Origin of the sequence: Neorhizobium descurainiae, from assembly GCF_051400715.1 — a bacterium.
Taxonomy (GTDB): domain Bacteria; phylum Pseudomonadota; class Alphaproteobacteria; order Rhizobiales; family Rhizobiaceae; genus Neorhizobium.
The window spans coordinates 27,247-50,283 of the sequence record NZ_JBLFFK010000025.1; the positions used below are offsets into that span (position 1 = coordinate 27,247).

16 protein-coding genes are annotated in these 23,037 nt (G+C 62.9%); 14 read left to right on the top strand and 2 right to left on the bottom strand.

What is annotated here, in order from left to right; genetic code table 11:
* Positions 1–6: 6 nt before the first annotated feature.
* Positions 7–2,784, bottom strand: coding sequence for a type VI secretion system ATPase TssH (gene tssH / locus ACMGE0_RS28655; protein ID WP_436819288.1), 2,778 nt, complete (start codon positions 2,782–2,784; stop codon positions 7–9).
* Positions 2,785–3,025: 241 nt separating this feature from the next.
* Here tssH and tssA point away from each other — a divergent pair, with 241 nt between their 5' ends.
* From tssA to ACMGE0_RS28725, 14 genes are all read left to right on the top strand, one after another.
* Positions 3,026–4,096, top strand: coding sequence for a type VI secretion system protein TssA (gene tssA / locus ACMGE0_RS28660; RefSeq protein ID WP_436819344.1), 1,071 nt, complete (start codon positions 3,026–3,028; stop codon positions 4,094–4,096).
* An 88-nt stretch (positions 4,097–4,184) separates the two neighbouring features.
* On the top strand, positions 4,185–4,709 hold the full coding sequence (gene tssB / locus ACMGE0_RS28665; protein ID WP_436819289.1) for a type VI secretion system contractile sheath small subunit: 525 nt from the start codon (positions 4,185–4,187) through the stop codon (positions 4,707–4,709).
* Between the two features lie 123 nt (positions 4,710–4,832).
* Positions 4,833–6,314 (top strand): type VI secretion system contractile sheath large subunit, encoded by a 1,482-nt coding sequence (tssC, locus tag ACMGE0_RS28670; RefSeq protein WP_436819290.1) that lies wholly within the window; start codon positions 4,833–4,835, stop codon positions 6,312–6,314.
* 68 nt (positions 6,315–6,382) lie between these two features.
* Positions 6,383–7,759, top strand: coding sequence for a type VI secretion system contractile sheath large subunit (gene tssC / locus ACMGE0_RS28675; protein WP_436819291.1), 1,377 nt, complete (start codon positions 6,383–6,385; stop codon positions 7,757–7,759).
* Positions 7,756–8,583 carry a type VI secretion system accessory protein TagJ gene (locus ACMGE0_RS28680; protein ID WP_436819292.1) on the top strand — a complete coding sequence of 276 codons (828 nt, stop codon included), beginning with the start codon at positions 7,756–7,758 and terminating at the stop codon, positions 8,581–8,583. The genes tssC (ACMGE0_RS28675) and ACMGE0_RS28680 overlap by 4 nt, the downstream gene beginning before the upstream one ends.
* Positions 8,576–9,085 carry a type VI secretion system baseplate subunit TssE gene (tssE, locus tag ACMGE0_RS28685; RefSeq protein ID WP_436819293.1) on the top strand — a complete coding sequence of 170 codons (510 nt, stop codon included), beginning with the start codon at positions 8,576–8,578 and terminating at the stop codon, positions 9,083–9,085. Before ACMGE0_RS28680 ends, tssE begins: the two co-directional genes overlap by 8 nt.
* Positions 9,078–10,859 (top strand): type VI secretion system baseplate subunit TssF, encoded by a 1,782-nt coding sequence (gene tssF, locus ACMGE0_RS28690; RefSeq protein WP_436819294.1) that lies wholly within the window; start codon positions 9,078–9,080, stop codon positions 10,857–10,859. The genes tssE and tssF overlap by 8 nt, the downstream gene beginning before the upstream one ends.
* A 17-nt stretch (positions 10,860–10,876) precedes the next feature.
* Complete coding sequence (tssG, locus tag ACMGE0_RS28695) at positions 10,877–11,896, top strand: type VI secretion system baseplate subunit TssG (RefSeq protein ID WP_436819295.1); 1,020 nt, start codon at positions 10,877–10,879, stop codon at positions 11,894–11,896.
* The gene (locus tag ACMGE0_RS28700; protein ID WP_436819296.1) at positions 11,886–13,073 is read left to right on the top strand and encodes an FHA domain-containing protein; all 1,188 of its coding nucleotides are present in this window, start codon (positions 11,886–11,888) and stop codon (positions 13,071–13,073) included. Before tssG ends, ACMGE0_RS28700 begins: the two co-directional genes overlap by 11 nt.
* A complete protein-coding gene (gene tssK, locus ACMGE0_RS28705) occupies positions 13,063–14,403 on the top strand; it encodes a type VI secretion system baseplate subunit TssK (protein ID WP_436819297.1) in 1,341 nt (446 codons plus the stop codon). Before ACMGE0_RS28700 ends, tssK begins: the two co-directional genes overlap by 11 nt.
* A complete protein-coding gene (tssL, locus tag ACMGE0_RS28710) occupies positions 14,400–15,926 on the top strand; it encodes a type VI secretion system protein TssL, long form (RefSeq protein WP_436819298.1) in 1,527 nt (508 codons plus the stop codon). Before tssK ends, tssL begins: the two co-directional genes overlap by 4 nt.
* Complete coding sequence (tssM, locus tag ACMGE0_RS28715) at positions 15,923–19,408, top strand: type VI secretion system membrane subunit TssM (protein ID WP_436819299.1); 3,486 nt, start codon at positions 15,923–15,925, stop codon at positions 19,406–19,408. Before tssL ends, tssM begins: the two co-directional genes overlap by 4 nt.
* A 10-nt stretch (positions 19,409–19,418) precedes the next feature.
* Positions 19,419–20,816 (top strand): type VI secretion system-associated protein TagF, encoded by a 1,398-nt coding sequence (gene tagF / locus ACMGE0_RS28720; protein WP_436819300.1) that lies wholly within the window; start codon positions 19,419–19,421, stop codon positions 20,814–20,816.
* Positions 20,806–21,738 carry a serine/threonine-protein kinase gene (locus tag ACMGE0_RS28725; RefSeq protein ID WP_436819301.1) on the top strand — a complete coding sequence of 311 codons (933 nt, stop codon included), beginning with the start codon at positions 20,806–20,808 and terminating at the stop codon, positions 21,736–21,738. Before tagF ends, ACMGE0_RS28725 begins: the two co-directional genes overlap by 11 nt.
* Here ACMGE0_RS28725 and ACMGE0_RS28730 read toward each other — a convergent pair.
* Positions 21,735–22,877: a polysaccharide biosynthesis/export family protein gene (locus tag ACMGE0_RS28730; RefSeq protein WP_436819302.1), complete on the bottom strand. Its 1,143-nt coding sequence runs from the start codon at positions 22,875–22,877 to the stop codon at positions 21,735–21,737. The genes ACMGE0_RS28725 and ACMGE0_RS28730 overlap by 4 nt on opposite strands.
* Positions 22,878–23,037 lie beyond the last annotated feature (160 nt).

A 23,037-nucleotide genomic window follows, 5' to 3' on the forward strand; every position in this document is an offset into this window, starting at 1 on the left:
TTGCGTCTAAGGCGCATTTGCCTTTCTTCCTGCTCCCCGAGTGCGTTTCCGGACCGGGGCTTCTTCATCCGCCGGCCGGTTTTCCGCCGGCTTGGCGAATTGCGGTTGGGCCCTCGCCCGCTCGGCATCGATGCCGAAACGGTGGCCGTCAAAACTGATGGTAATCCCGGTAATCTTCCGCCCTTCCGCAACGGTATCGAGGAAAAAGGTCGAAAGCACCGGCAGAAGGTCGCGGGCGATCATCATCTCGATCGCGCGGGCCCCCATTTCGCTCGTTTTCGCCCGGGAGATCAGGGCGTCGCGTGCTTCGGGAGAAAGCGAAAGCGCCGTTCCATAAGCCATTCTGACCCGCTCGCGAATGCGGTCGATCTGGATATCGACGATGCCCGAAAGCGTTTCGCGGCCAAGCGGCATGAAGGGAAGCACCGTCGTCCGACCGAGAAAGGCCGGCTTGAAATACTTCTGCAGTTCCGGAAGCAAAAGCGCCTCGAACGCCTCCCCTTCCGGCATGGTATCCGGATCTGCGGAAAGAGCCGCAATCAGCTCCGCGCCGGTATTCGCAGTCATGAAGATCGTGGTGTTCTTGAAATCGATGTCGCGGCCTTCGCCGTCGCGCAACGTTCCCTTGTCGAACACCTGGTAGAAGATTTCCTGGACGCCCGGATGCGCCTTGTCGATCTCGTCGAGGAGCAGCACGCCGTACGGCCGGCGACGCACCGCCTCCGTCAGCACTCCGCCTTCGCCATAACCCACATAGCCGGGCGGCGAGCCGAGAAGCATGGATATCTTATGCTCCTCCTTGAATTCCGACATGTTGATCGTCGTCAGGTACTGGCTGCCGCCGTAAAGCATGTCCGCCAGCGACAGCGCCGTCTCCGTCTTGCCGGTGCCGGACATGCCGACCAGCAGGAAAACCGCCGGCGGCCGTCGTGGATCGGAAAGCCCCGCGCGGGCGGCGCGCATCGCCGCAGCTATCCGCTCGATCGCGGCATCCTGCCCAAGCACACGCTCCTTCAGGCGGGCATCGAGCGTCTTTACCGTCTCGACCTGATCCAACAGCAGCTTGCCCACCGGAATTCCGGTCCAGCGAGCCAGAACTCCTGCGACCACTTCCTTGTCGACGACGCGCGAAACGAGCGGCGTTTCGCCGGCAACGGTGGCGCGGCTTTGTTCGGTCGCCGCCAGAGCAGCCCGCGCAGCTTCCGCCGTCATGGCCTGCGGGGGAAACGGCGCCACATTCGTCTCGTCGCCGGGGCGATCTGCCGGCGGCGGCGGGAGAATAGCGCTGTCATGCGAGAGGGTGCTTTCCAGCCGATCCGCCTCCCGTACCAACCGCATCTCCTCGTCGAATTTCGACTGCAGCGTCTCGATCTCGGAAGCGATCTGCTGCCGTTCCTTGGCGATCTCGGCAAGCCGCGCGGCCGTCTCGGTCGTCTCCGGCTCGCCGGCCAGCCAGGCGGCTTCAGTCTCCAGGAGAGCGCTTTCATTGGCAAGCAGCTTCAATGCTTTCGGCATGGTCTGACGCGCCAGCGCCACGGAGGCTGCCGCCGTATCGATGAGACTGATTGCCTTATCGGGAAGCTGCCGGGCCGGCAGATAGCGGGCCGACAGGCGCACGGCCGCCACGATGGCCTCGTCGCGGATGCGCACCCGATGATGTGCCTTCAGGCTTTCGGCCACGCCGCGCAGCATGCGGACCGCCGTTTCCTCGTCCGGCTCCAGCACGTGCACGGTCTGAAACCGGCGTGTCAGCGCCGCGTCTTTCTCGATGAAGCGCTTGTATTCGCTCCAGGTGGTGGCCGCGATCGTGCGCAATTCACCACGGGCCAATGCGGGTTTGAGGATGTTGGCCGCATCGCCCTGCCCCGCCTGCCCCCCGGCACCGATCAAACCATGTGCCTCGTCGATGAACAGAATGATTGGCTCGCGAGAATTCTTCACCGCATCGACGACGCCGTGCAGCCGCCGCTCGAACTCGCCTTTGATGCCAGCACCCGCCTGTAGCAAGCTGACATCGAGCAGCAGAAGCTTCACGTCCTTCAGCCGGTCCGGCACGTTTTCGGCGGCAATCTCCAGTGCCAGGGCCTCGGCAACGGCAGTTTTCCCGACGCCTGCCTCGCCGACCAGGATCGGATTGTTCTGGCGCCGCCGCATCAGGATATCGATGAGCTGGCCCAGCTCGCGGTCGCGGCCGATGACCGGATCGATCCGTCCCTCGCGGGCGTCAGCGGTCATGTCGCGGGTATAGAGCCGCAGAAATTCGTTTTCCTGAGACGAAAAAGCCGGCGTCGAAAGCGCCGGCTCCAATAGGCTCCCGAGCGGGTCCGCCGTCGCCTTTTCGAACAGGCTGTCAAGCTTGGTCCGATCGAGATTGCGGATCGACGGCGCGATGCCCCTCATCACCACCCGCAACGATTGATCGGTTGTCAGCGCGCCCAGCAAATCAGCCAAAACCACGGTGCCGCGGCCGAATTGGAGCGACGCGATCAGCCAGGATTCCCGTGCAAGCGACAGAAGGTTCTGCGAGAGCGCAAGCGAGGCTCCCTCTTCCCGGCGGATGTCGGCAATCGCCGCGTCAAGCTCGGTTCGAAGCGCCTCGGACGAGATACTGAGCTCCTCGAACACGGCCGAAAATTCCGCGATATCGAGAAGCGATCGAAGCCAGTGGGCCACATCGACGACGGGATGCTGATGCCGCGCCGCCAGCGAGGCGGCTGTCTCAAGACCGACACGCAGATTCGGCTCAAGCGTTCTGATCAGACGGTTGAGATCGATGTGCGACATCCGACGAGTCCTGCTTTTACGTCGAAACTGAGCGAAATTCAGTATGCCTTCGAGATGCGAGGCAACAACTAGGGCGGTAGCTCACCCTTGTCCAGAAAAAAATCCGCCCTAATTTGCAAATAGTCAATTTTCATAGTTGTCATGAATCCGTCACACTTCCGGAGCGATTGACAACACAGTATACGGGGCACAAAATGGCGACTTGGGGGTTTATCCTCGATATTTTGGAGAAAATAATGGCATGAATGTTCTCCAAGTTTCATCTCCACTTGCGCAAGACAATCCATGCGGAGAAAACGTGCGGATCAATACTGTATCGCGCGAGCTATATTATAGAATTAAGGATGCAAGAAACGCCGCAAGAACCGCAGAGCGCGGTGTAGTGCCGGGGGAAACTATTGGACTTTCACCTGCCTGGCATGACGTAAACAACCTCGGATTGCAGATTCTTTCTTCGCAGAGTAAAGATATCGAAGTATTGGCGTGGCTTGCGGAAGCCCAGCTTCGGCTGCGTGGGTTCGAGGGATTGCGCGATGTCTATACGGGGATCGTGTCGCTTTTAGACAACTATTTCGATGCACTGCATTCGATCGGGGATGCGGATTTCGAGGAACGCTTCGCACCGTTCGCGGGGTTGAACGGCGTCGGCGGCGAGGGCACGATCATTCAGGCGATCCGTCTGACCTCATTGATTCCAAGCGGTAAATTCGGGCAGTTTTCGTTGTGGGATTTCCAGCTCGCGCAACGGGAGAACGAAACGGAACGGCGGGAGGAGCTGCAGCAGGCCGCGGCAGAGGCCGGTGTCGCAGAGATGTCAGGCCACCTGAAGGTATTGACGGAATGCATCGCCGCTTTCGACCGTCTGGCCGCTATACTTGACGCCCGCTGCGGCGACCAGGCGCCGCCGAGTTCGAATACACGCAATGTTTTGCAGGAGGCGGCTTCGGCGATCCGTGTGCTCGCCGGCATCGAAGAATCGGTGGCCATGTCGAAGCCGCCCGTTTCCCACGACAGGCGGGACATTCAGGCTTCCAATGCAAACGAAACGGAAGACAGCCTGCCTCATCCGCGGACGATCAGCGCCGATACTATAAGGTCGCGCGAAGAGGCGTTCGAACTCCTGAGCGCGGTCGCGCGCTATTTTCGCCGCACCGAGCCTCATTCTCCGGTTTCCCTGTCGATCGAGACGCTGGTTCGCCGCGGCCGCATGGATTTCTCCGAGCTTCTGGCCGAGCTCTTGCCAGAACAGCAGGCGCGTCATGCGGTCCTGACGGCGGCCGGCATCCAGCCCATGACCGAAAAGGGAGGTTGAGGCTCCGGCCAAGCATGCGGGAGCCTGCCCGATAGCATCTGCAACAGTCCGAATTCGCAATCTGCCGATGGCATGAAGGAGAATACCGATGGCAAGTGTGCATGAAAAACTGGAAAGGGTTCGCAAGCCCCGGGTCCACATCAAATACGAGGTGGAGACCGAAGGCGCGATGGTGGTGAAGGAGCTGCCCTTCGTCGTCGGCGTGCTCGGCGATTTCTCCGGCAATCCGACCGAACCGCTCAAGCCGTTCGGCGAGCGCAAGTTCGTCCAGATCGATCGCGACAATTTCGACGACGTGATGCGGCGCATGACCCCTGGCCTCACCATTTCCGTCGAGAACACGCTGCAGAACGATGGAACCCAGCTGCCGGTTTCATTGAAATTCGAGAGCATGGACGATTTCGAGCCCGGGGCCATCGTCGATCAGGTACCGGCGCTGAAGGCGCTGCTCGATGCCCGCAACCAGCTGCGGGATCTGATGAGCAAGGCCGACCGGTCCGAGGAGCTCGAGCGCCTGCTTGAGGAAATCCTCCAAAACAAGGCTGACCTCTCGCAGCTCGTCGCCCAACTCGGCGGCGAAAAAAGCGAAGAGAAGAAAGACACGATCAACTGAATCCGACGCGCGGGCGCGGGCTTCGGACCGGCGCCCGGACGTTCCGATGAGCTGTTTCGAGCACTGGACGTCGTGAAAAGGCCGAGCCTTTCCACCCGCTGCTCTTAAGAAAAGGATCGAGCCATGAGCGCTGATACGCAATTGCAGACCAAGGAAGAGGTGGCGGTCGCCTCGGATCAGGATCTTCTCTCCAAAGTCGTCGCCGCAACCCGCCAGACCGAGGCCAACCGTGCACAGGATCTCCTGCGCACTCTGACCGAACAGGCTCTGAAGGGCACTGTCACCTATGACCGCAACCTGACGGTCACGCTGAACAACGCCATTGCCGAGATCGACAGGACGATTTCCCGGCAGCTTGCGGCGATCATGCAGTCGCCGGAATTCACCAAGCTCGAAGGCACCTGGCGCGGTTTGAACTATCTGGTCAAGAACACCGAGACCAGCGTCAACCTGAAGATCCGCGTACTCAACGCTTCCAAGCGCGAGCTTGCCAAGGATCTCGCCAAGGCCGTCGAATTCGACCAGTCGCGGCTCTTCAAGTCCGTGTATGAAGACGAGTTCGGCACGCCCGGCGGCGAGCCTATGGGCGCGCTGATCGGCGACTACGAGTTCGACAATTCGTTCGACGACGTGCAGCTGCTGCAGGGCATCTCGATGATTGCAGCAGCCGCCTTCGCACCGTTCATTTCCGCGGCAAGCCCGCGCATGTTCGGCTTCGAGGATTTTCGCGAACTCGCCAAGCCCCGTGATCTCGAGAAGATTTTCGAAACGGTAGAATATGCCAAATGGCGCGGCCTGCGCGACAGCGACGACTCCCGTTTCGTGACGCTCGCCCTGCCACGCGTTCTGGCGCGCATGCCCTATGGTCCGAAGACCAGTCCGATCGACGAATTCAACTTTGACGAAACGGGCGGATCGAAGGCCGGCGAGCTGCAGCATGAATCCTATTGCTGGATGAACGCGGCCTATGTGATGGGCACCCGCCTCACCGACGCCTTCGCCAAGAGCGGCTGGTGCACGGCGATCCGCGGCGCCGAGAACGGCGGAAAGGTCGAAGGCCTGCCGATGCACATCTTCTCGAGCGATGACGGCGACCTCGACCTCAAATGCCCGACGGAAGTGGGCATCACCGACCGCCGCGACGCCGAGCTCGGCAAACTCGGCTTCCTGCCGCTCTGCCATTACAAGAACACAGACTATGCCGTGTTCTTCGGCGCCCAGACGACGCATAAGCCGAAGCTCTACGACCGGCCGGAGGCGACCGCGAACGCCGCCGTTTCGGCCCGCCTGCCCTATATGATGGCGACCTCGCGCTTTGCCCATTATCTGAAGGTCATGGGTCGCGACAAGATCGGCTCCTTCATGGAGGCGGAGGATTGCGAGGCCTGGCTCAACCGCTGGATCTCCAACTACGTCAATGCCAACGACGAGGCCGGCGAGGAATCGCGGGCAAAATATCCGCTGCGCGAGGCCAGGGTCACCGTTCAGGAAATCCCCGGCAAGCCGGGCGCCTATAACGCGGTTGCCTGGATGCGCCCCTGGCTGCAGATGGAGGAGCTGACGACCTCGCTGCGCATGGTCGCCCGGATCCCCACCAAGAGCTGATGCGACGCGGCGCGGCTCGATAAGGCTGCCGCGCCGACTTTCGTTCGAACATCTGTGACAGGATGAAGATGGGTTCCAGCACAGAATGGCGGCGCCGGGCGGACCAGGTCATCGCACTGATCGACGAGGCGCTGAACAGGCAGGTCAATGCCATCCTGCACCATCCCGATTTTCAGGCGATGGAGGCAAGATGGCGTGGCCTTGCCGTGCTGGTGCGCGCCGCCGGCCGCAGCGACGAGGTGAAGATCAAACTCCTGAGCGTCGGCTGGCACGAGCTTGCCCGCAGCATGGAACGCGCTTCCGACTTCGACCAGAGCCATCTCTTCGAACTGGTCTACAGCCGCGAGTTCGGCATGCCGGGCGGCGAACCCTTCGGCCTTCTCGTCGGCGATTACTACTTCTCGCCGGAAGAGCCCGCCGATGGCGATCCGATCGGTACGCTCTCCCAGGTCGGCATGGTGGCTGCCGCCGCCTTCTGCCCTTTCGTGGCCGGCGCCTCGCCGCGCGCGCTCGGGCTTCGGGATTTCCACGAACTCGGCCGGGTGCACGACTTCTCCTGGCTGGCGAGGGATCCGGCCCGCATTCGCTGGAATGGCCTGCGTGCACGGGAGGATTCCCGCTTTCTCGGCCTCGTCGCACCCCGCGTCCTGATGCGTGCGCCGCTCGAGCCCTATGACCGTCGACGCTATGACGGCTTTCCCTTCCGTGAGAGGATCACCGCCGACGGCAGCTCGCTTCTCTGGAGCAACGGTGCCTTTGCCTTCGCGATGATCGTCATCCGCAATTTTGTCGAATCGGGCTGGTTCGCCGATATCCGTGGCGTCACACAGGATGCGGTCGACGGCGGCATGCTAAGCGCGGCGGAACTGCGCCCCTATGATCTCGGCGTCGAAAGCAATGGGCTTTCGGCCCAGGCGCCCGTCGAAATCCGCCTGACCAGCGCGCAGGAGCAGCAGTTCTGCGATCTTGGGCTCATTCCGGTCGCTACCACTTATCTCTCCGCCTCGGCGATCTTCAATTCCAATCAATCGCTGCATGCGCCGCCGCATTATTCCAGTGAACATGCGCGCCAGAACGCCCGGCTTGCCGCCATGCTGCAATACGTTCTCTGCGCCTCGCGCTTCTCGCATTACCTCAAGGTCATCATGCGCGACGAGATCGGCCAACTCGCCGACGCGCTTTCGATCGAACGGAAACTGACCGACTGGCTTACCGCATATACTCTCGGAAATGATGACGCGGACCTTTCGTTGCGTAACCGTTTCCCGCTGCGCTCCGCCGGCATCAGCGTCAGCGAGGTGCCGGGCAAGCCGGGCACTTTCTCCTGTACCGTTCGGCTGCAGCCGCATTTCCAGCTGGACGACGTCTCCACAAGCTTCCACCTCATCGCCGAGACCGCTGCCGCCGGCGGGGTTTCGAGCCTGCCCGAAAGGATGTCCGCATGACGCTTTCCTCCGGCATCGCCAAGCTGCTTGGCGACAACGATCTCGAAACCGCGCTCGAAGAGGCCAAGGCGCATTTGAAGGCAAAACCCGCGGACCAGGAAACACGGCATCTCTATATCGACCTGCTGGTGCTGGCCGGGGACTATGAGCGCGCCGACAATCAGTGCAGCCTCGCCGTCACCCTCTCGCCGGATGCGGCCGTGGGCTTCGCCCTTCTGCGCAACCAGCTTCGCGGCATGGGGGCGCGCAATGCCTGGTTCGAGACCGGCGCCGTGCCGGAATTCCCTCATGGTCCGAGCGATCTCGACAAGCTCGCCCTGCGCCTCGGCATCGCGCATCGCCGCAGCGATCCGGATGAGGCCAAGTCGATTCTCGCGGAGTTCGAAGACCTGCGCGGCGAACGCCCGCTCATCTGGAACGGCAAGCCGGTTTCCGACTTTCGCGATCTCGACGATCGCACGCCGCATGCCCTGGAAGTGATCATGACGGGCGGCGCCTATCTCTGGATCGATTTTTCCAAGATCGCCGCGCTCTCCCTCGAGCCGATCGCCCGCCCGCGCGATCTCGCCTTCCGCCGGGCCGAGCTTTCGCTGGTGGACGGCGCCGTCGCTCCGGTGCTGCTGCCCGCGATCTATCACGGCACGGGCCGCGATGCGAAGCTGAGACTCGGCCGCCAGACAGGCTGGGTAGACGAGCCAACCGGTATCACCACCGGCCGCGGTCAACGCTGCTTTCTCGCCGGCGACGAATTGATCGCCTTCCACGATATGGAAAGCCTGGAAACGACGCCGCAAACCGGCAGCAAACGGATTGCGCATGGTTGACCCGCTCGAACGCTACAGGTCACGCGATCGCGTGCTCGCCCGCTCGATCCTCGACAGGCTGATCGACGATGCCCCCGATCGCGTCTCCGATCCGCCGATGAACCTTGCCGATCAGGTGCGCGAGATGCGGGAGGCGATCCGCCGCGACCTCGAAGCCCTGCTCAACACGCGGCGTTGCCCGGAAGCGCCGCCCGCCATCCTGCCCGAACTCAAAGATGCGCTGGTGAGCTACGGCGTAGACGGCATGGTCTCGGCCAATCTCGTCACTGACGAAGCCAAGCTCGAGCTTGCCCGGATGATTGAGCGGCGGATCTCGATGTTCGAGACGCGGCTTTCGGACATCCGAGTCACGATCCTCAAAAGCCGCACGATGACCGAACGGGCGCTGCGTATGCGCATCCAGGCGACTTTCCGCCTGCATGAGGGCATGCCGCTGATCAGCTTTGAATCGACCATCGACCCGTCCACCCAGCGGTTCCTCGTGGAGGCGGCGAATGGCTGAAGGTTTCCTGCACCGCTACAATGACGAATTGCTCGCATTGCGCCGCCGTGCCGCGCGTTTCGCCGACGCCTTCCCGAAGATTGCAGGCCGCCTGCGCATGACCGGTGATGTCGCCGACGACCCCCATGTGGAACGGCTGATCCAGAGCTTCGCCTATTCGGCGGCGCGGGTGCGCCAGAAGCTCGATGACGAGTTTCCCGAGCTCACGGACGGCCTTCTCGAAACCCTCTACCCTCATTATCTCGCACCGCTGCCCTCGATGAGTATTGCGCGCTTCCGCCCCAGCGCGACGCTTGCCTCGGTCCAGACCGTGCCGCGACATACGGAAATTTTGGCCGAGCCGATCAACGGCGAAGCCTGCCGCTTCCGCACCACGCAGGATGTGGAGATGGCGCCGATCGAATTCGCCGGCGCCTCGCTCTCCGGTCAACCGATCAACGCGCCCTTGTCGCCCTATGCCGGCGCTGCAGGCTGCCTGCGATTGTCGGTCCGGCCGCCCGATCCGCGCAAATCCTTCGGCGATCTCGGCGTCAGACGGATACGGCTGCATATCCCATCGCCCTGGCAGCAGGCGGTGGCGGTCTACGAGCTGCTCGCCAACCATACGCTTGGCATCGCGCTCGCGAAGCACGCGGATGATCGTGCGCCAGTCTTCCTGCCGGCAACGAATCTGAAGCCCGTCGGCTTCGAGCCCGAACAGGCCATGCTGCCCTATCCAGCGCCGAGCTTTACCGGCTATCGACTGCTGACCGAATTCTTCGCGCTGCCGCAGAAGTTCCTCTTCCTAGATATCGACGGGCTGGATGCTTGGCGGGGCGAAACGCTGGAAATCTTCGTCTATCTCAACGAAAGCGACGCCAAGCTGGAGCGGGCGGTCTCAGTCCGCGACTTCGCGCTTCATGCGACGCCGGTCGTCAATCTCTTCCGCCAGACCTGCGAGCCGATCGCCGTTGACGGAACTCGCACCGAATACCGCCTGCTGCCGGATGCGCGGCGTCAGAAGACCCGTGAAATCTACTCGATCGACAGAGTACTCCTGACGGGTTCGCGCGGACAGGAGGAATTTTGCCAGCCCTTCTTCGGGCGCTCGCAACGTGCCGGCGCCGGCACCACCTTCTGGCAGGCCTATCGCCGCTTCGACGAGGACGACCGCACCAGCGATATGGAGATCGCCTTCGTCGACCGCAACCGCCGCTTCGCCTGGCCGGTCGATGCGGTGGCGAGCATCGACACGCTCTGCCTCAACCGCGACTTGCCGGAACAGCTTCCTTTCGGCGGCGGCCATCCCTTCCTGCAGCTTGCCTCTGGCCATGAGGCGGTGGCGAATGTGGAAGCGCTGATCCCGCCAACGCCATCGGTGCGAATGCACGATCAGGAAGGCCGGAACTGGCGCCTGATGTCGCACCTGCTGTTGAACCACCTTTCGCTGTTCGACAACCAGGGTGCGGCGTTGAAGGACATCCTGTCGCTCTATGCTTTCCGTGACAGCCCGGAAACGAAACTGCTTGTCGACGCCCTGGTGAAGATCGGGGCACGCAATTCGACCGCCCGGCTCGGCAGCGGCGGCATGGTGCCGGGCACGGAAATCGCGCTGGAATTTGATCCGGCGGCGATCGATCGGCCCTCGGCCTTCCTGTTCGGCAGCGTGCTCGATCGCTTCTTCAGCCTCTACACCTCCGTCAACAGTTTCACCCGGCTGACAGGCTCGATGAAGGGACAATCGAAACCGATCGCCATGTGGCCGGCACGCGCCGCCGAACGGCCGCTGCTCTGAAGGGATCGCAAACGGACATGGAACTTTCGACCTCCTCCAAGCCCGACGCACTTGCCGATCTACTCGAACGCGACCCCGGCCGCTTCGATCCGGTGACGGCGTTCCGCGTCGCACAGGCTTCGGCGGGAGAAGAACTGGGCATCGCCGCCCACCGGAGCGTTTCGCCGGCGCCGCTGGCGGTGAGCGATTTCAAGCGGAAAGATGGAAGGGCTGTGGTCCGCAGTGCGCTTGCCAGTCTCATCGGCCCGACCGGCTCGATGCCGCCGGTCTATAACGAATTCATCCTGCGCGAGGAACGCAACAGATCGCAGGCGCTTGCAAGCTTCTTCGATCTCTTCGGCGCCCGCATGGCCGAGCTCTTTGCCGATGCCTGCGAAAAATATCGGATCGCGAGGCGGCTGCGATGGGGCGGCGAGAGGAAGAACAACGCCTTCATCACCACGCTTTTTGCGCTGGCCGGCTTCGGCACCAAGCGGTTGACGGAACGGAGCGGTGTAGACGAAGACCTCATTTTGCGCTTTTCCGGCTTCTTCGCCGCGCGCAACCGCAACGCTGTCAACCTGCGGGCCATGCTCACCGAATTCACCGGTCTGCCGATCGAGATCGAGCTGTTTCGCGGCCGCTGGCTGACCATACCGGTCGAGGAACGCAGCCGCATGGGCCAGCCTCAGGGCGTGCAGCTCGGGGTGAACGCGACGGCGGGGGCGGCGATCCGCGATTTCAGTGGTGGCTTTCGCATCGTGATCGGCCCTCTCGATTATGCCGACTATCTGTCGCTGGCGCCAGGCGGGCGCAACATCACCGAACTCTTTGCGCTGACCAGGCTCTATGTCGGCTCGGCGCTGGATTTCGACATCCAGGTCATCCTCAAAAAGGAGGATATTCCCTTTTGCCAACTGGGACAGGCAGGCGATCCGCCGCGCCTCGGATGGAATAGCTGGGCATGCGTGGCGCCGGCAGCCAAGGACAGCGGCGACGCGGTGATCGTCGAACGGCTTTCGGCAAACGCGCGACGGGGAGGCGGGGATGCGGCTTGAGCTGAGACCGCTCACCGACGGCATCGAACTATCGGCGAGCCGAGAGAAATGGTTCTTCGAACGCGGCCGGCGCACGCTCGGCCGGGCGCCGGATTGCGATTGGCGATTGCCGGAGGACCAGCGGTCGGTCTCGAAATTCCATTGCATCATCGAGCGGGATCGGGAAGGCTTCCTGCTGCGCGATCAGAGCTCCAATGGCTCCCGCGTCGACGGCATCGTCGTGCATGACGGCGAGGTGGCCCGGCTTGCGGACCAGTCGCGGCTCGAGATCGGCGGAATGGCCTTCTCGGTTCACATCACCGGGGAAAAGGATCGCGAGATGGAGGATCCGGACGCCGGCATTGCGCTGAGCGACGAACCGCTCACCATTTCGGCCATTCTCGCGGACATAGCGCCGGGAGGCCGCACTGCGACCGGCATTCTCGGCGAACGCGTCGCAGACGAGTTGCCGCTCCCTTCGGTCGCCAGGAAGCCAGGAGCCGTCTCTTCCCGCAACGTCGAGATCGGCTGGAGCGGCCCACCCGAAATACGATCGGCAACGAATATCCTGCCCGTGGATTGGAATTCGGATATCGATTCCGACTACGGCAGCCATCTCGAGCACGGGTCTGCAACCCACGTCACCGTGCCCGTCGCCCGCGCCAAGCCGACGGACGCGCCGCAAACCGTCAACGACAATATCCCACAATCCGAGCCCGAGGAATTCCCGACGCTGTCAATCGGTCGTTCCGCCGATCTTGCCGAGCGGCTCGAATCCTTGCTTACCCGGCTGCAAGAGGCTTTAGAGACCACCTTTGCCGTGTTCGAGATGGAAGCGCCGCAGCCCGATACCGAACCGGATTTCTTTGGCCGCAGCCGGGAGGACATGCTTGTCGCGCGCATCGAAGCGCTACTCGGGCAGCAGGCCAAGCTCGCTTCCTCGCTTGAAATTCTCGTGCAAGAAGCCAGCCGCATGATGGAACCCCGCATTCTCGAAGCAAGGATCGATGCGGTGCGGCGGCCCCTGCCGTGGCAGCGGCATCACAGCTATTGGCAGGCCTATCGGGCGCAATTCGAAAAAGACGGCAAGGTCCTTTCCGTCCGCGAGGTCTTCCGGGACGCGATGACGCGCGCGGCAGACGGCACAAGCGGGGCCTTTACCCCACGGCATGGAGGAAATGCTGAGCATGAGGAATGAGAATCGGGTGGCCTGGAGCGAAGGCATGTTCCTACGCGTACAGCATTTCCAACAGGCGGACCGCTGGACCGAGCGTCTGGTCCGTACCACGACCCGTGGCCTGTCACCCTATCCCTGGGGTGTCTCGGAAATCGGGATCGACCGCAGCGCATTGGCGATCGGTCAATTCGCGCTCTCGAACCTGCGCGGCATCCTGCCGGACGGCACGCCTTTCGAGGCACCGACCGATACCGACCTGCCGCCCCCGCTCGATCTCGACGAGAATACCAAGAACGCCCTCATCTATCTCGCTCTTCCCGCTCGCCAGCCGGGAAAGGCAGATATGGCCCTGAACGGAGGGGCTGCCCTCAACGGCGTCCGTCTCGTCGCCTCCCCTTATGAAGCGCCCGACGCCAATGTCGAGACCGATTTCATGGCGCCGATCGAGGTCGGGCGCCTCAGCCTGCGTTACCTGAAGACCGGCGACGAACTCGCTGGATACGAGCTGATCGGGCTTGCCCGTGTCATCGAGGTGCGTTCCGACCGCGCGGTGATCCTCGATCCCGACTATATCGCGCCAAGCCTCAACTGCGCGGCCGAAGCCCGCCTCAACGAACTTGCCACCGAGCTTCTCGGCATCGTGCGCCACCGCGCCGAGGCGATCGCCGAACGGATCGGCGACCCGACCATTCGTGGCACGGCGGAGGTCGGCGACTATTTCCTCCTGCAGATCCTCAATCGCGCCGACCCGATGCTGAAGCATATCTCGGCGAATGCCACGCGCATCCATCCGATCACATTCTACGAGACCTGCATCCAGCTCGCCGGCGAGATCGCCACCTTCACCACCGACCGGAAGCGGACGACGGACTTTTCGCCCTATCGGCATGACGACCTGAAGGGGACTTTCGCGGCCGTGTTCGACGATTTGCGCGCTTCCCTGTCCGCGGTCCTCGAACAGGCAGCCGTGGCGATCGAACTGGCCGAGCGCCGGCATGGCGTCCGGGTCGGCGCGATCAACGACCGATCGCTGCTCAAGGATGCGGGCTTCGTGCTCGCGGTCCGGGCGGAAATGCCGGCCGAGGACCTGCGCCGCAAACTGCCGGCCCAGATCAAGATCGGTCCGGTGGAGCGGATCGCCGATCTCGTCAATGTGGCGCTGCCGGGCATTCCCGTCAGGCCGCTGCCTGTGCTGCCGCGGCAGCTCCCTTACCGCACCGGCACGATCTACTTCGAACTCGACACCAAAAACCCGCTTTGGAAGCAACTCGATACGTCGGGCGCCATCGCCATGCATCTTTCCGGCGATTTCCCCGGTCTCGAAATGGAATTGTGGGCCCTTAGAGAATGAAGAACGAACCCGCGTCCACCTGGCAGAATCTGCCGACCGTCGTCGAACTCACCGAGGATGGCGCAAAGAAGAAGCAGTCCGCCCGCAAGATGGCGGAAATGCTCGATGACGTCCTCGAACTTCCGCCAAGCGGTGCGGCAAGCGAGCCCTCCCGATCATATTCGAAAGGCGGCTGGTCGGTCGAAACGCTGCTTAGGAATTTCCATTTCGGCGGCGAGGAAGTGCCGACGCTGGTGCGCTCGGCCGCACCGCTGCTCAACCTCGCCCATATGCTGCGCCACAGCGAGGAGCAGCCGGATATCGACGAGCTCCGGCGCCTGTCGCTCGAAGCCATCAACCGCTATGAGCGCGATCTCGCAAGCGCCCGCATCAGCCTGGAACGTGCCCGCGCTGCCCACTATATTGTCTGCGCGACCGTGGACGACGTCGTGCTCAGCAAGCCTTGGGGCGTGCGAGCCGGATGGGCGCGCTCCGGTCTCGTCTCGACGTTCCATATGGATGTGACGGGCGGCGACCGGGTATTCGACCTGCTCGACCATTTCCATCAGAGCCCTGGCGCCAACAAGGACTTGCTGCTGCTTATCTATCTCTGCCTGTCGCTCGCCTTCGAGGGGCGTACCCGTGTTTCGCCGCGCGGCAACCTGGAGCTCGGCCGCATTCGCGACAGCCTCTACAAGACCCTGCTCGGCCAATACGGCGTTTTCGAGCGGGAGCTTTCGCCCCACTGGAAGGGCGTGTCGGCCCGTCACAAGCCACTGCGGACGGCAGCAGCGCTCTGGACGCTCCTCTCCGTCCTGGCGCTCGTCTTCGCGCTCGGCTACCTCTTCTTCACGCTTTCGCTCAACCGGGCCTCGGACGGAACCTTCAAGCGGCTCGCCAACCTGCCGCCGCGCGATACGCCAAGCGTGCTGATCAGCGTTCCGGAACCTCCACCGGAGCCCGCTCCACCGGTCGTTGAGGCCCAACCGGTCAAGCCGCCTCCTCCGCCGCCGCAACCGGCGCCTTCGAGCCGGCTCGACAATCTGCTCGCCTTCCTCCAGCCGGAGGTCGAGAAGAAGCTCGTCACGCTGTCGGATTCGGATGGCAGGCTGCTGGTGCGGATCAATAATTCCGGCCTCTTCGACGTCGGCAGCGCCGAGGTCAGCAGTGAATTCCGCGATCTTATCCAGCGGATCGGCGGGGCGCTGGCGGCCGAAAAATTCCGCGCGGTCGTGGTCGGCTATACCGACAACGTGCCGATCCGCACGGTCCAGTTCCCCTCCAACTGGCATCTCTCCGAAGCCCGGGCCAAAGCGGTCGGCGAAATCCTGAGTTCGTTCACCGGACCGGATGCCATCCTGACCGAAGGCCGCGCCGACAGCGACCCGATCGCCGACAACGGCACGCCGGAAGGCCGCGAGATGAACCGACGAACAGAAATTCTCGTGCTGACCGATCCGAGCGAGCGGTTGAGCGATGCAGGCCTTTCACCTTCGCAGGGAACTGGAAGACAGGGCAGCGCCCCGGCAGGAGATGTCCGATGAACCCGTTGAGCTATTTCCATACGCTCCGATCCTATGTGGAGGCCTATGCGGGCCTGCTCGGACGCCGGTTCATTTCGGTCATCTGGGTGTCGGCCATCTGCGTCGTCATCTGGTTTTACGGCTATCTCGCCGCCTATGGCGATTTCAAGCCGCTTGCCAGCAGCAGCGCAAGGCTGACGCTGATCGGCATCATCATCGCCTGCTGGCTCGGCTGGCTCGTCTTTACGATCATCCGCGACCGCCGCCGTGACAAGCAGCTTGTCGAGGGTATCGAGCGGGATGCGGAGGCTGAAGCAGCGGCCAGCCAGCGGGCGGAGGTCGGCGAAATCCACAACCGCCTCAAGGAGGCGCTGCAGCTTCTGCGGCGGATCACCAAGAAGCGCTTCGGCTATATCTACGAGCTGCCCTGGTATGTCATCTTCGGTGCGCCGGGTTCCGGCAAGACGACGGCGCTCACCAATTCCGGCCTTAAGTTTCCCTTGGGCGATGCGCTGGGCAGCAATTCGGTGCAGGGGATCGGCGGCACGCGTCACTGCAATTGGTGGTTCACCGACGAAGCTATCCTCATTGACACGGCCGGCCGCTACACGACACAGGACGACCTCAACGGCACCGCCAAGGCCGGCTGGGAAGGCTTTCTCGGGCTTCTGCGCAAGTACCGCCGCTCGCAGCCGATCAACGGCGTCCTCGTGACGCTCTCCATCGGCGACCTGCTCAGCCGCGATGCGGAAGCCCAGCGCGAGGAAATACGGGCAATCCGGCAACGGCTTTCCGAACTCGACGAGTTCCTGCAGGCGCGCGTGCCGGTCTATCTGGTGCTGACGAAAGCAGACCTCCTCACCGGTTTCGTCGAATTCTTCGACAGCTTCAACAAAAGCGACCGCGAACAGGTCTGGGGCACGACTTTCGGGCTGGAGGAAAGCTACAAGGCGGCCAACCTGCCGGAGCGTTTCATGGAGGAGTTCGCGCTCTTGCAGGAACGGGCCGGCAGCATGCTGATCGAACGCCTGCAGCAGGAGCCTAATTCGGAATTGCGCGGCCGCATCTTCCGCTTTCCGGCCGAGCTCGCATCCCTTAAGGAGCGCCTGCACGAGGTGCTAATGGAGCTGTGCTCCGGCTCCAAGCTCGTCGAACCGCCGCTCCTGCGTGGCATCTACTTCGCTTCCGGCACCCAGACCGAAGAGACGATCGCGGCCTCTGCCGCTCCGCGCATGCGGCGCAGCTATTTCCTCTCGCGTCTCTTCAAGGACGTTATTTTCGAGGAAGCCTCGCTGGTTGCGCGCGACAAGCGGCTCTCCGGCCGGCAGCTCCTCTTTCGCCGGGTTGCCTATGCCGCCGCGGTCCTGCTGCTTGCCGTCGTGCTGACGAGCTGGACCGCCACCTATTTCCAGAACAGCGCCGCGCTGGCGAGCGCCGAAAGGCGCATCGACGCCTATGAGCAACTGGTGCGAGGCGTGCCGGTGCGCGACGTCACGGATGCGGATTTCCTGCGCATCCTGCCGGCGCTCGACAATCTCGCTGCCGTCACCACCGACTTTTCGAGGTCCCGCGTCTGGCCGGTCAGCTTCGGCCTCGACCAGCAAAGCAAGATTACCGGTCGCCAGCGCGAGGCCTATCACAGGGCATTGAACGCGCTGCTCCTCCCGCGCATGCTGGTCCAGCTCCAAAAGGACATGACCGAGACCACCGACGTCAAGAAGACATTCGATGCCGTGAAGCTCTACGGCATGCTCGGCGGCCTCGGTCCGATGAACGCGGAATTCGTCTCGCTCGAAGCCGAGGACATGTTCACGGCGCTTTATCCCGGCGAAGGCCGCGCGGCCGCCAGGCAAGCCCTGATTGTCCATGCCAATGTGATGGCGACAGGTGCATTGCCGCCCATAGAACTCGACAATGCTCTGATCGCCAACGCGCGTGACGCCATCCGCTCCCAGGGGATCGCGAGCCGTGCCTACGATATTCTGGCCGATTACCGCCAGACCCGCGCTCTTTCGGCCTGGAGCCCGGCCAGTGCGCTCGGGCCGCTCGGCGAACAGGCTTTCGAACGGTCTTCAAAGACGCCGCTCAGGGACGGCATTCCCGGCCTCTTTTCCCGCACGGGCTATCGCACCGTCGTCCTGCCGCGGGTTAGCGATGCTGCCCGCGAAGCACTTGACGAGAAATGGGTGCGTGGCGAGGCTAATCCTTCCGGCACGACCGTCGATGCGATCGCCCAGGCCGCGCTCCAGCTCTATTTCGACGATTTTGAACGGCGCTGGTCCGGCCTCCTCGCCGATATGCGGGTCAGGCCTTCCCAGACGATCGGCGATGCAGCCGAAACCACCCGCATCCTGGCGAGCGAACCAAGCCCGGTCGAAGCAATCGCGAAGTCGATCGCCGCCGCCACCGATCTGCGCACCCCCGGCACGGAAACGGCTTCCGCAGCCGGCGACGACCTGCCGGTTTCGAGGGCGCTCGCCAGCGCCGCCAATGCGCCCGATCCCTTCGGCAGCCTGCGCGAGGCGCTTGAAGCGCCGGTCAGCCAGCCGCCGCTTCCGGATTCTTCGAAAGATGCGCCCGGGTCGCGGATCGCGCAGTTCAGGCCGTCCCTGCAGAAGGTATATGAGCAGCTTTCGCGCGCGACCACCTCGACGGCCGAAGTTGCGAAGGTATTCGATGTCGACAGCCAGCTTACCAATGCAAACCAGGACCTGCTGCAGCAGGCACGACGCCTGCCGGCCCCGGTCGACGCCTGGATGGCGGGTGTCGCCGCCGATGTGGGATCGCTGGCGGTCAAATCCGCCCGTTCGCGCATCAGCGACGCCTGGGCAGCCGAGGGCGCGAGTTTCTGCTCCAACGTCGTCACCGGCCGCTATCCTTTCGACCGGGAATCGCCCCGCGACGTCGCAATGAGCGATTTCGTGCGGCTTTTCGGGCCCGGTGGTCTGTTCAAGACCTTCTTCAAGGAAAAACTGGAAGCCTTCGTCGACGAGGGCTCCACGCCCTGGGGATGGAAAGGCACCTTCGGCGCGGCGAGCATTCCGAGCGAGGCCATCGCCCAGTTTGAAAATGCCGACAAGATCAACCGGGCCTTCTTCCCGGCCGGCAGCGAGACGCCGTCGATCGCCATCAACATCAAGCCGGTGTCGCTGAGCGATGCCGCCAATGCCGTGATGCTGGAGATCGAAGGGGAGCGCGTGGTCTATTTCCACGGACCAATCCAGTCCAAATCGATCACCTGGCCCTCTTCCAAGGAGGCAAGCAATGTCTCTCGCCTCGCTTTCCAGCCTGGGGGCTGGCAGCAGGCGTTGACCGAAAACGGCGACTGGTCGCCTTTCCGATTGTTCGACGACGCGAACATCACCATTCAGGGCAACGACCTGTTTCGGGCGAAATTCCAGCAGAACGGTCGGATGGCGGAATTCGACGTGCAATTCGGTTCTGTGTTGAACCCGTTCCGGCTGGAGGCGCTGAGCGCCTTCGCATGTCCCACGCAATTCTGAGCGTGCTGCCATGAACGAGCGCGCCGCCCTGGACCGGCATCCGACCGAAGCCGACCGCATCGGCTTTTTCGGCAAGCTGCCGACCCATGGCGATTTCGTCTCGACCGGACTGGCGCACGGATTTCAAAACGAGCTGGATATCTGGCTGCAGACCAGTCTGCAGGCGACGCAGCAGCACCTGGGCAGGGACTGGGAACGTTGCTTTCGGGCTATGCCCGCCTGGCGCTTCATCATCGAGCGCGGGCTTTGGGGGCCAGCAACGATTGCTGGCGTCATGGTCCCGAGCCTCGACCGGGTCGGACGCAGCTTTCCTTTGATTGTCGCGGCCCAGCTTCACGGCTTTGCCGACCACCCCCGCCGGCTTTACCTCGACGACACATGGTTCACCGCCGCCGAGGCGATCGCCGAGACATCCGCGAAACGGGATTTCGACATCGGACAATTCACTACGAGCCTGAAACGGCTGAGGACCCTTCGGCCAGCCGACCTCGCCGAAGACGAGGCGAGGCCGCAAAACCTTTCGGCGCATACGACACTCTGGTGGCGCATCGATCCCGAAACCCGGCAGGCCAAGGGGTTCCGGACCCCGGGCGCTCCGCAGACCGGCGATTTCATGAAACTCGTCGGCGATGGCAGCCGCGCGCATTCAATTCCGCCCAAAACCGGCCCAGCCGAAAAGCCCCGCCCCGTCAAGCCAGCGCCAACAGCGTTTGCAATTGCCCAGCGCCCCCTGAATTTCCTGTTCGAACACAGCTATGCCACGCATCCGGGCACGCGATTGACGCTGAATGCCGACTCGCTGCTGGTTTGCGAAAAGCCCCGGCTCTTTGCCGTCGTCGATGGCGTCGGCCACGATAACGGCGCCGTCGAAGCGGGCAGGATCGCCGTTCAGGTGCTGAGTGAAACCGCCGGCCAGAAGACGATCGAAGCCTTGGTGCAGGACATCAAGGGCAAGCTCGGCCGTGCCCATGGCATTCTGCAATCAAGGCAACTGTCGTCCGGCCGCGAGCCGTCATCCGCCAGTATCGTCGTATTCGCCGCCCTTCACGAGCACTTCGCCCTGCTTTGGGCAGGCGATGCCCGGTGTTATCTGGTGCGAGACGGCATGATGCGCTGCCTTACCCGCGACCATGTCGCGATCGGACTTCGGCATACGCTTTCCCGCAGTGTCGGCGCGCGGGGACAATTGGTGCCGGAGGTCCTTTCCGGCCGGTTGCAGCCGGGTGACCGTTTCCTGCTTTGCAGTGCCCCTCTGCCGCGCGTCCTGCCCGAACGCGGCATCGCGGAAATCCTTATCTCCCCGGACGCCGCCAAAGCCGCCGACATCCTTGTTCAGGAAGGATTGATCGCCAATTGCCGCGAGAACATCAGCGCCATCGTCGTCACCGTGAAGACCGATGACGCCTGACGATCCCGATACCGATTTCGGGGAGATCGCCCATCGCTTTTCCGATCTCTGGCGCGCCTTGGCCCATACGAATGAAGGCCCGCGATCCGCTGAAGCCCGGAAAATACTGACGGATAGGATACGCGATGCGCTGGACCGCGGCGAGGCTCGGCTTGCGGACCCCAAGGTCGAGATCGTTGCGAACAGCTTCGTGGTCGAAGCGCTGGTTCATGACGGCGCTGCGACGCAGGTCTATCGCGCGCGCCATCGTGATCTCGGTACGCTGCACGCCATCAAATTGCTCCGCCCCGACCATGCCGACGATCCCGTTGCTCGCAATCTGCTGCTACGGGAAGCCGGGATCGGCATGATGATCAGCCATGCCAACGTCGCTGCCGCGAAAATCGCTCTCCGCCTCGCCGATGGGCGTCCTGCCCTTGTCATGGAATGGTTGGGTCATCGTCTTGCGGACCGCCTGCCGCATGAAACCCTATCGGTCCGCGAGATGGCATCGATCATGACCAAAGCCCTTACCGGCCTCGGCGCGATACATGCCGCTGGTTTCGTCCATTGCGACCTGTCGCCGGCCAATCTCCTCTCGGCTGACGACGAGTTTTCAGACGTGAAGGTCGCGGACCTCGGCATTGCACTCGAAATCGGCCGGCGGCCTGGCGAACTCGATCTTGCCTTTGCCGGCCAACCGCAGTTCGCATCGCCGGAGCAGACGGCGGGTGAAGCGCTCGATGCCCGGTCGGACCTCTATGCCGCAGGTCTTCTTCTGTCGCTGCTCCTGCGCCATTGCCGCGAAGTCAACGAAAAGACCGAGGAGCTGAAAGCGGTTGCGATTTGGCTGTCACGGAGAAATCCGAGAGACAGACCCGACAACGTGGAAGCTGCCCTTCAATCGCTCGCCGGGCTTGGAAAAAATCCGGTCGGGACTTAATTTCCGCCGGACCCCGGAAGCGGGGCTGCGGCCGTCGGCACACTCTTTTGATAGATCGTGAAAAGCTTCGCGAAATCCACCAAGCCCGAATTGCTGGCGTAGAGAATATCGCCATCCATCATCTTGAACTGCTGCATCAGCGCCAGATTGGAAACGTCCTTCAGGTCGACGCGGTAGATCGCCGGCTTCGTGGTCACGAAGGGCGTGCCGGGATTCTTGCCCGCGGTCGCGGCCGCCACCTGGCTATAGACCGGCTGATTGCGCAACACGTAGAAATTGCTCGCGTCGGCACGGTCGTCAAGCAGACCGCCGGCGCGGCTGAACGCCTGCATGAGAGTAAGCTTGCCCGCTTCGAATTCGAATTCGCCGACGCTCTTGAAAGCACCGAAGGCCGTGAAGGACGGAGAATCGTCCTCGATAAAAAGCTGGTCGTCCGGCAGGAGATAAACGTTCTGCCGGTCATCGCTCAGCACTCGGCTCAGCGGCGCGCTGGCTCGCTGCTTGCCCCGAATGAGCGTGACATTGGCGGCGCTTGGTCCGGACGAAGCGCCGCCGGCGAGCGCAATGGCATCAAGTACGCGTTCCCTTCGGGCGGTCAGCGGAAACCGGCCGGCCGAGCGCACGTCGCCGTTGACGGTGAAGCCGCTTGTCGGTTTCTCGACCACGGTGACGACCGCCTGCGGGTTGACGGCGGACCCCTTGAGTCCGCTGACGATCCGGGCCTGGAGCGCCTCCGGCGACGATTCCAGCACCCTTTGCCGGCCAACGAAAGGCAGGGTGACGGTCCCGGCCGAATCGACCGTGAACCGGCCGAGATTGAGCGTCTTGCTGTCCGTGGAAGAGAAGAGCCCTTCCTCGCCGGTATCGAGAATAGTGACCTCGATCACGTCGCCGCGCCGCAATCTGTTGTCGGCAAAGCCGCCCGAGCGTAAAACGCTGAGACCGGGGTCAGTCGCGGAATAGGCGAGAGGCGTGATCCCAACCGGATTCATCGGCGCATCGGCAAGCCTGACGACCGGTATCCGCTCGTTGGTGCGGGGATCGGTGGCGCTGTAAAAACCGCCGGCAGTTGGGCCGTCCGATGGCCGGGCACACGCACTGAGAACCGCGACAAAGACGAAGGGCGCCAGCTTCCGCATCACGTATCCTTGGGCAAGGTTTCGTTGCACTGAGAGATACCAGCGCCGGAGGATGGGACAATATGGATGCTGCCGGAAAATGCAATTGTGACGGTTTAGGGGCAGATGGTTGTGGCTTATCGGCAACCATCAGACTGAGATTACCAGACTAATGGACTTC

Excerpts from the sequence above, each read along its gene's own strand:
- ACMGE0_RS28700 (WP_436819296.1), top strand. The coding sequence starts at position 11,886 with ATGCGGCTTGAGCTGAGACCGCTCACCGACGGCATCGAACTATCGGCG.
- tssK (WP_436819297.1), top strand. The coding sequence starts at position 13,063 with ATGAGGAATGAGAATCGGGTGGCCTGGAGCGAAGGCATGTTCCTACGC.
- tssF (WP_436819294.1), top strand. The coding sequence starts at position 9,078 with ATGGCTGAAGGTTTCCTGCACCGCTACAATGACGAATTGCTCGCATTG.
- tssB (WP_436819289.1), top strand. The coding sequence starts at position 4,185 with ATGGCAAGTGTGCATGAAAAACTGGAAAGGGTTCGCAAGCCCCGGGTC.
- tssL (WP_436819298.1), top strand. The coding sequence starts at position 14,400 with ATGAAGAACGAACCCGCGTCCACCTGGCAGAATCTGCCGACCGTCGTC.
- tssG (WP_436819295.1), top strand. The coding sequence starts at position 10,877 with ATGGAACTTTCGACCTCCTCCAAGCCCGACGCACTTGCCGATCTACTC.
- tssH (WP_436819288.1), bottom strand. The coding sequence starts at position 2,784 with ATGTCGCACATCGATCTCAACCGTCTGATCAGAACGCTTGAGCCGAAT.
- ACMGE0_RS28730 (WP_436819302.1), bottom strand. The coding sequence starts at position 22,877 with ATGCGGAAGCTGGCGCCCTTCGTCTTTGTCGCGGTTCTCAGTGCGTGT.
- tssC (WP_436819291.1), top strand. The coding sequence starts at position 6,383 with ATGGGTTCCAGCACAGAATGGCGGCGCCGGGCGGACCAGGTCATCGCA.
- tssE (WP_436819293.1), top strand. The coding sequence starts at position 8,576 with ATGGTTGACCCGCTCGAACGCTACAGGTCACGCGATCGCGTGCTCGCC.
- ACMGE0_RS28680 (WP_436819292.1), top strand. The coding sequence starts at position 7,756 with ATGACGCTTTCCTCCGGCATCGCCAAGCTGCTTGGCGACAACGATCTC.
- tssC (WP_436819290.1), top strand. The coding sequence starts at position 4,833 with ATGAGCGCTGATACGCAATTGCAGACCAAGGAAGAGGTGGCGGTCGCC.
- tssM (WP_436819299.1), top strand. The coding sequence starts at position 15,923 with ATGAACCCGTTGAGCTATTTCCATACGCTCCGATCCTATGTGGAGGCC.
- tagF (WP_436819300.1), top strand. The coding sequence starts at position 19,419 with ATGAACGAGCGCGCCGCCCTGGACCGGCATCCGACCGAAGCCGACCGC.
- ACMGE0_RS28725 (WP_436819301.1), top strand. The coding sequence starts at position 20,806 with ATGACGCCTGACGATCCCGATACCGATTTCGGGGAGATCGCCCATCGC.
- tssA (WP_436819344.1), top strand. The coding sequence starts at position 3,026 with ATGAATGTTCTCCAAGTTTCATCTCCACTTGCGCAAGACAATCCATGC.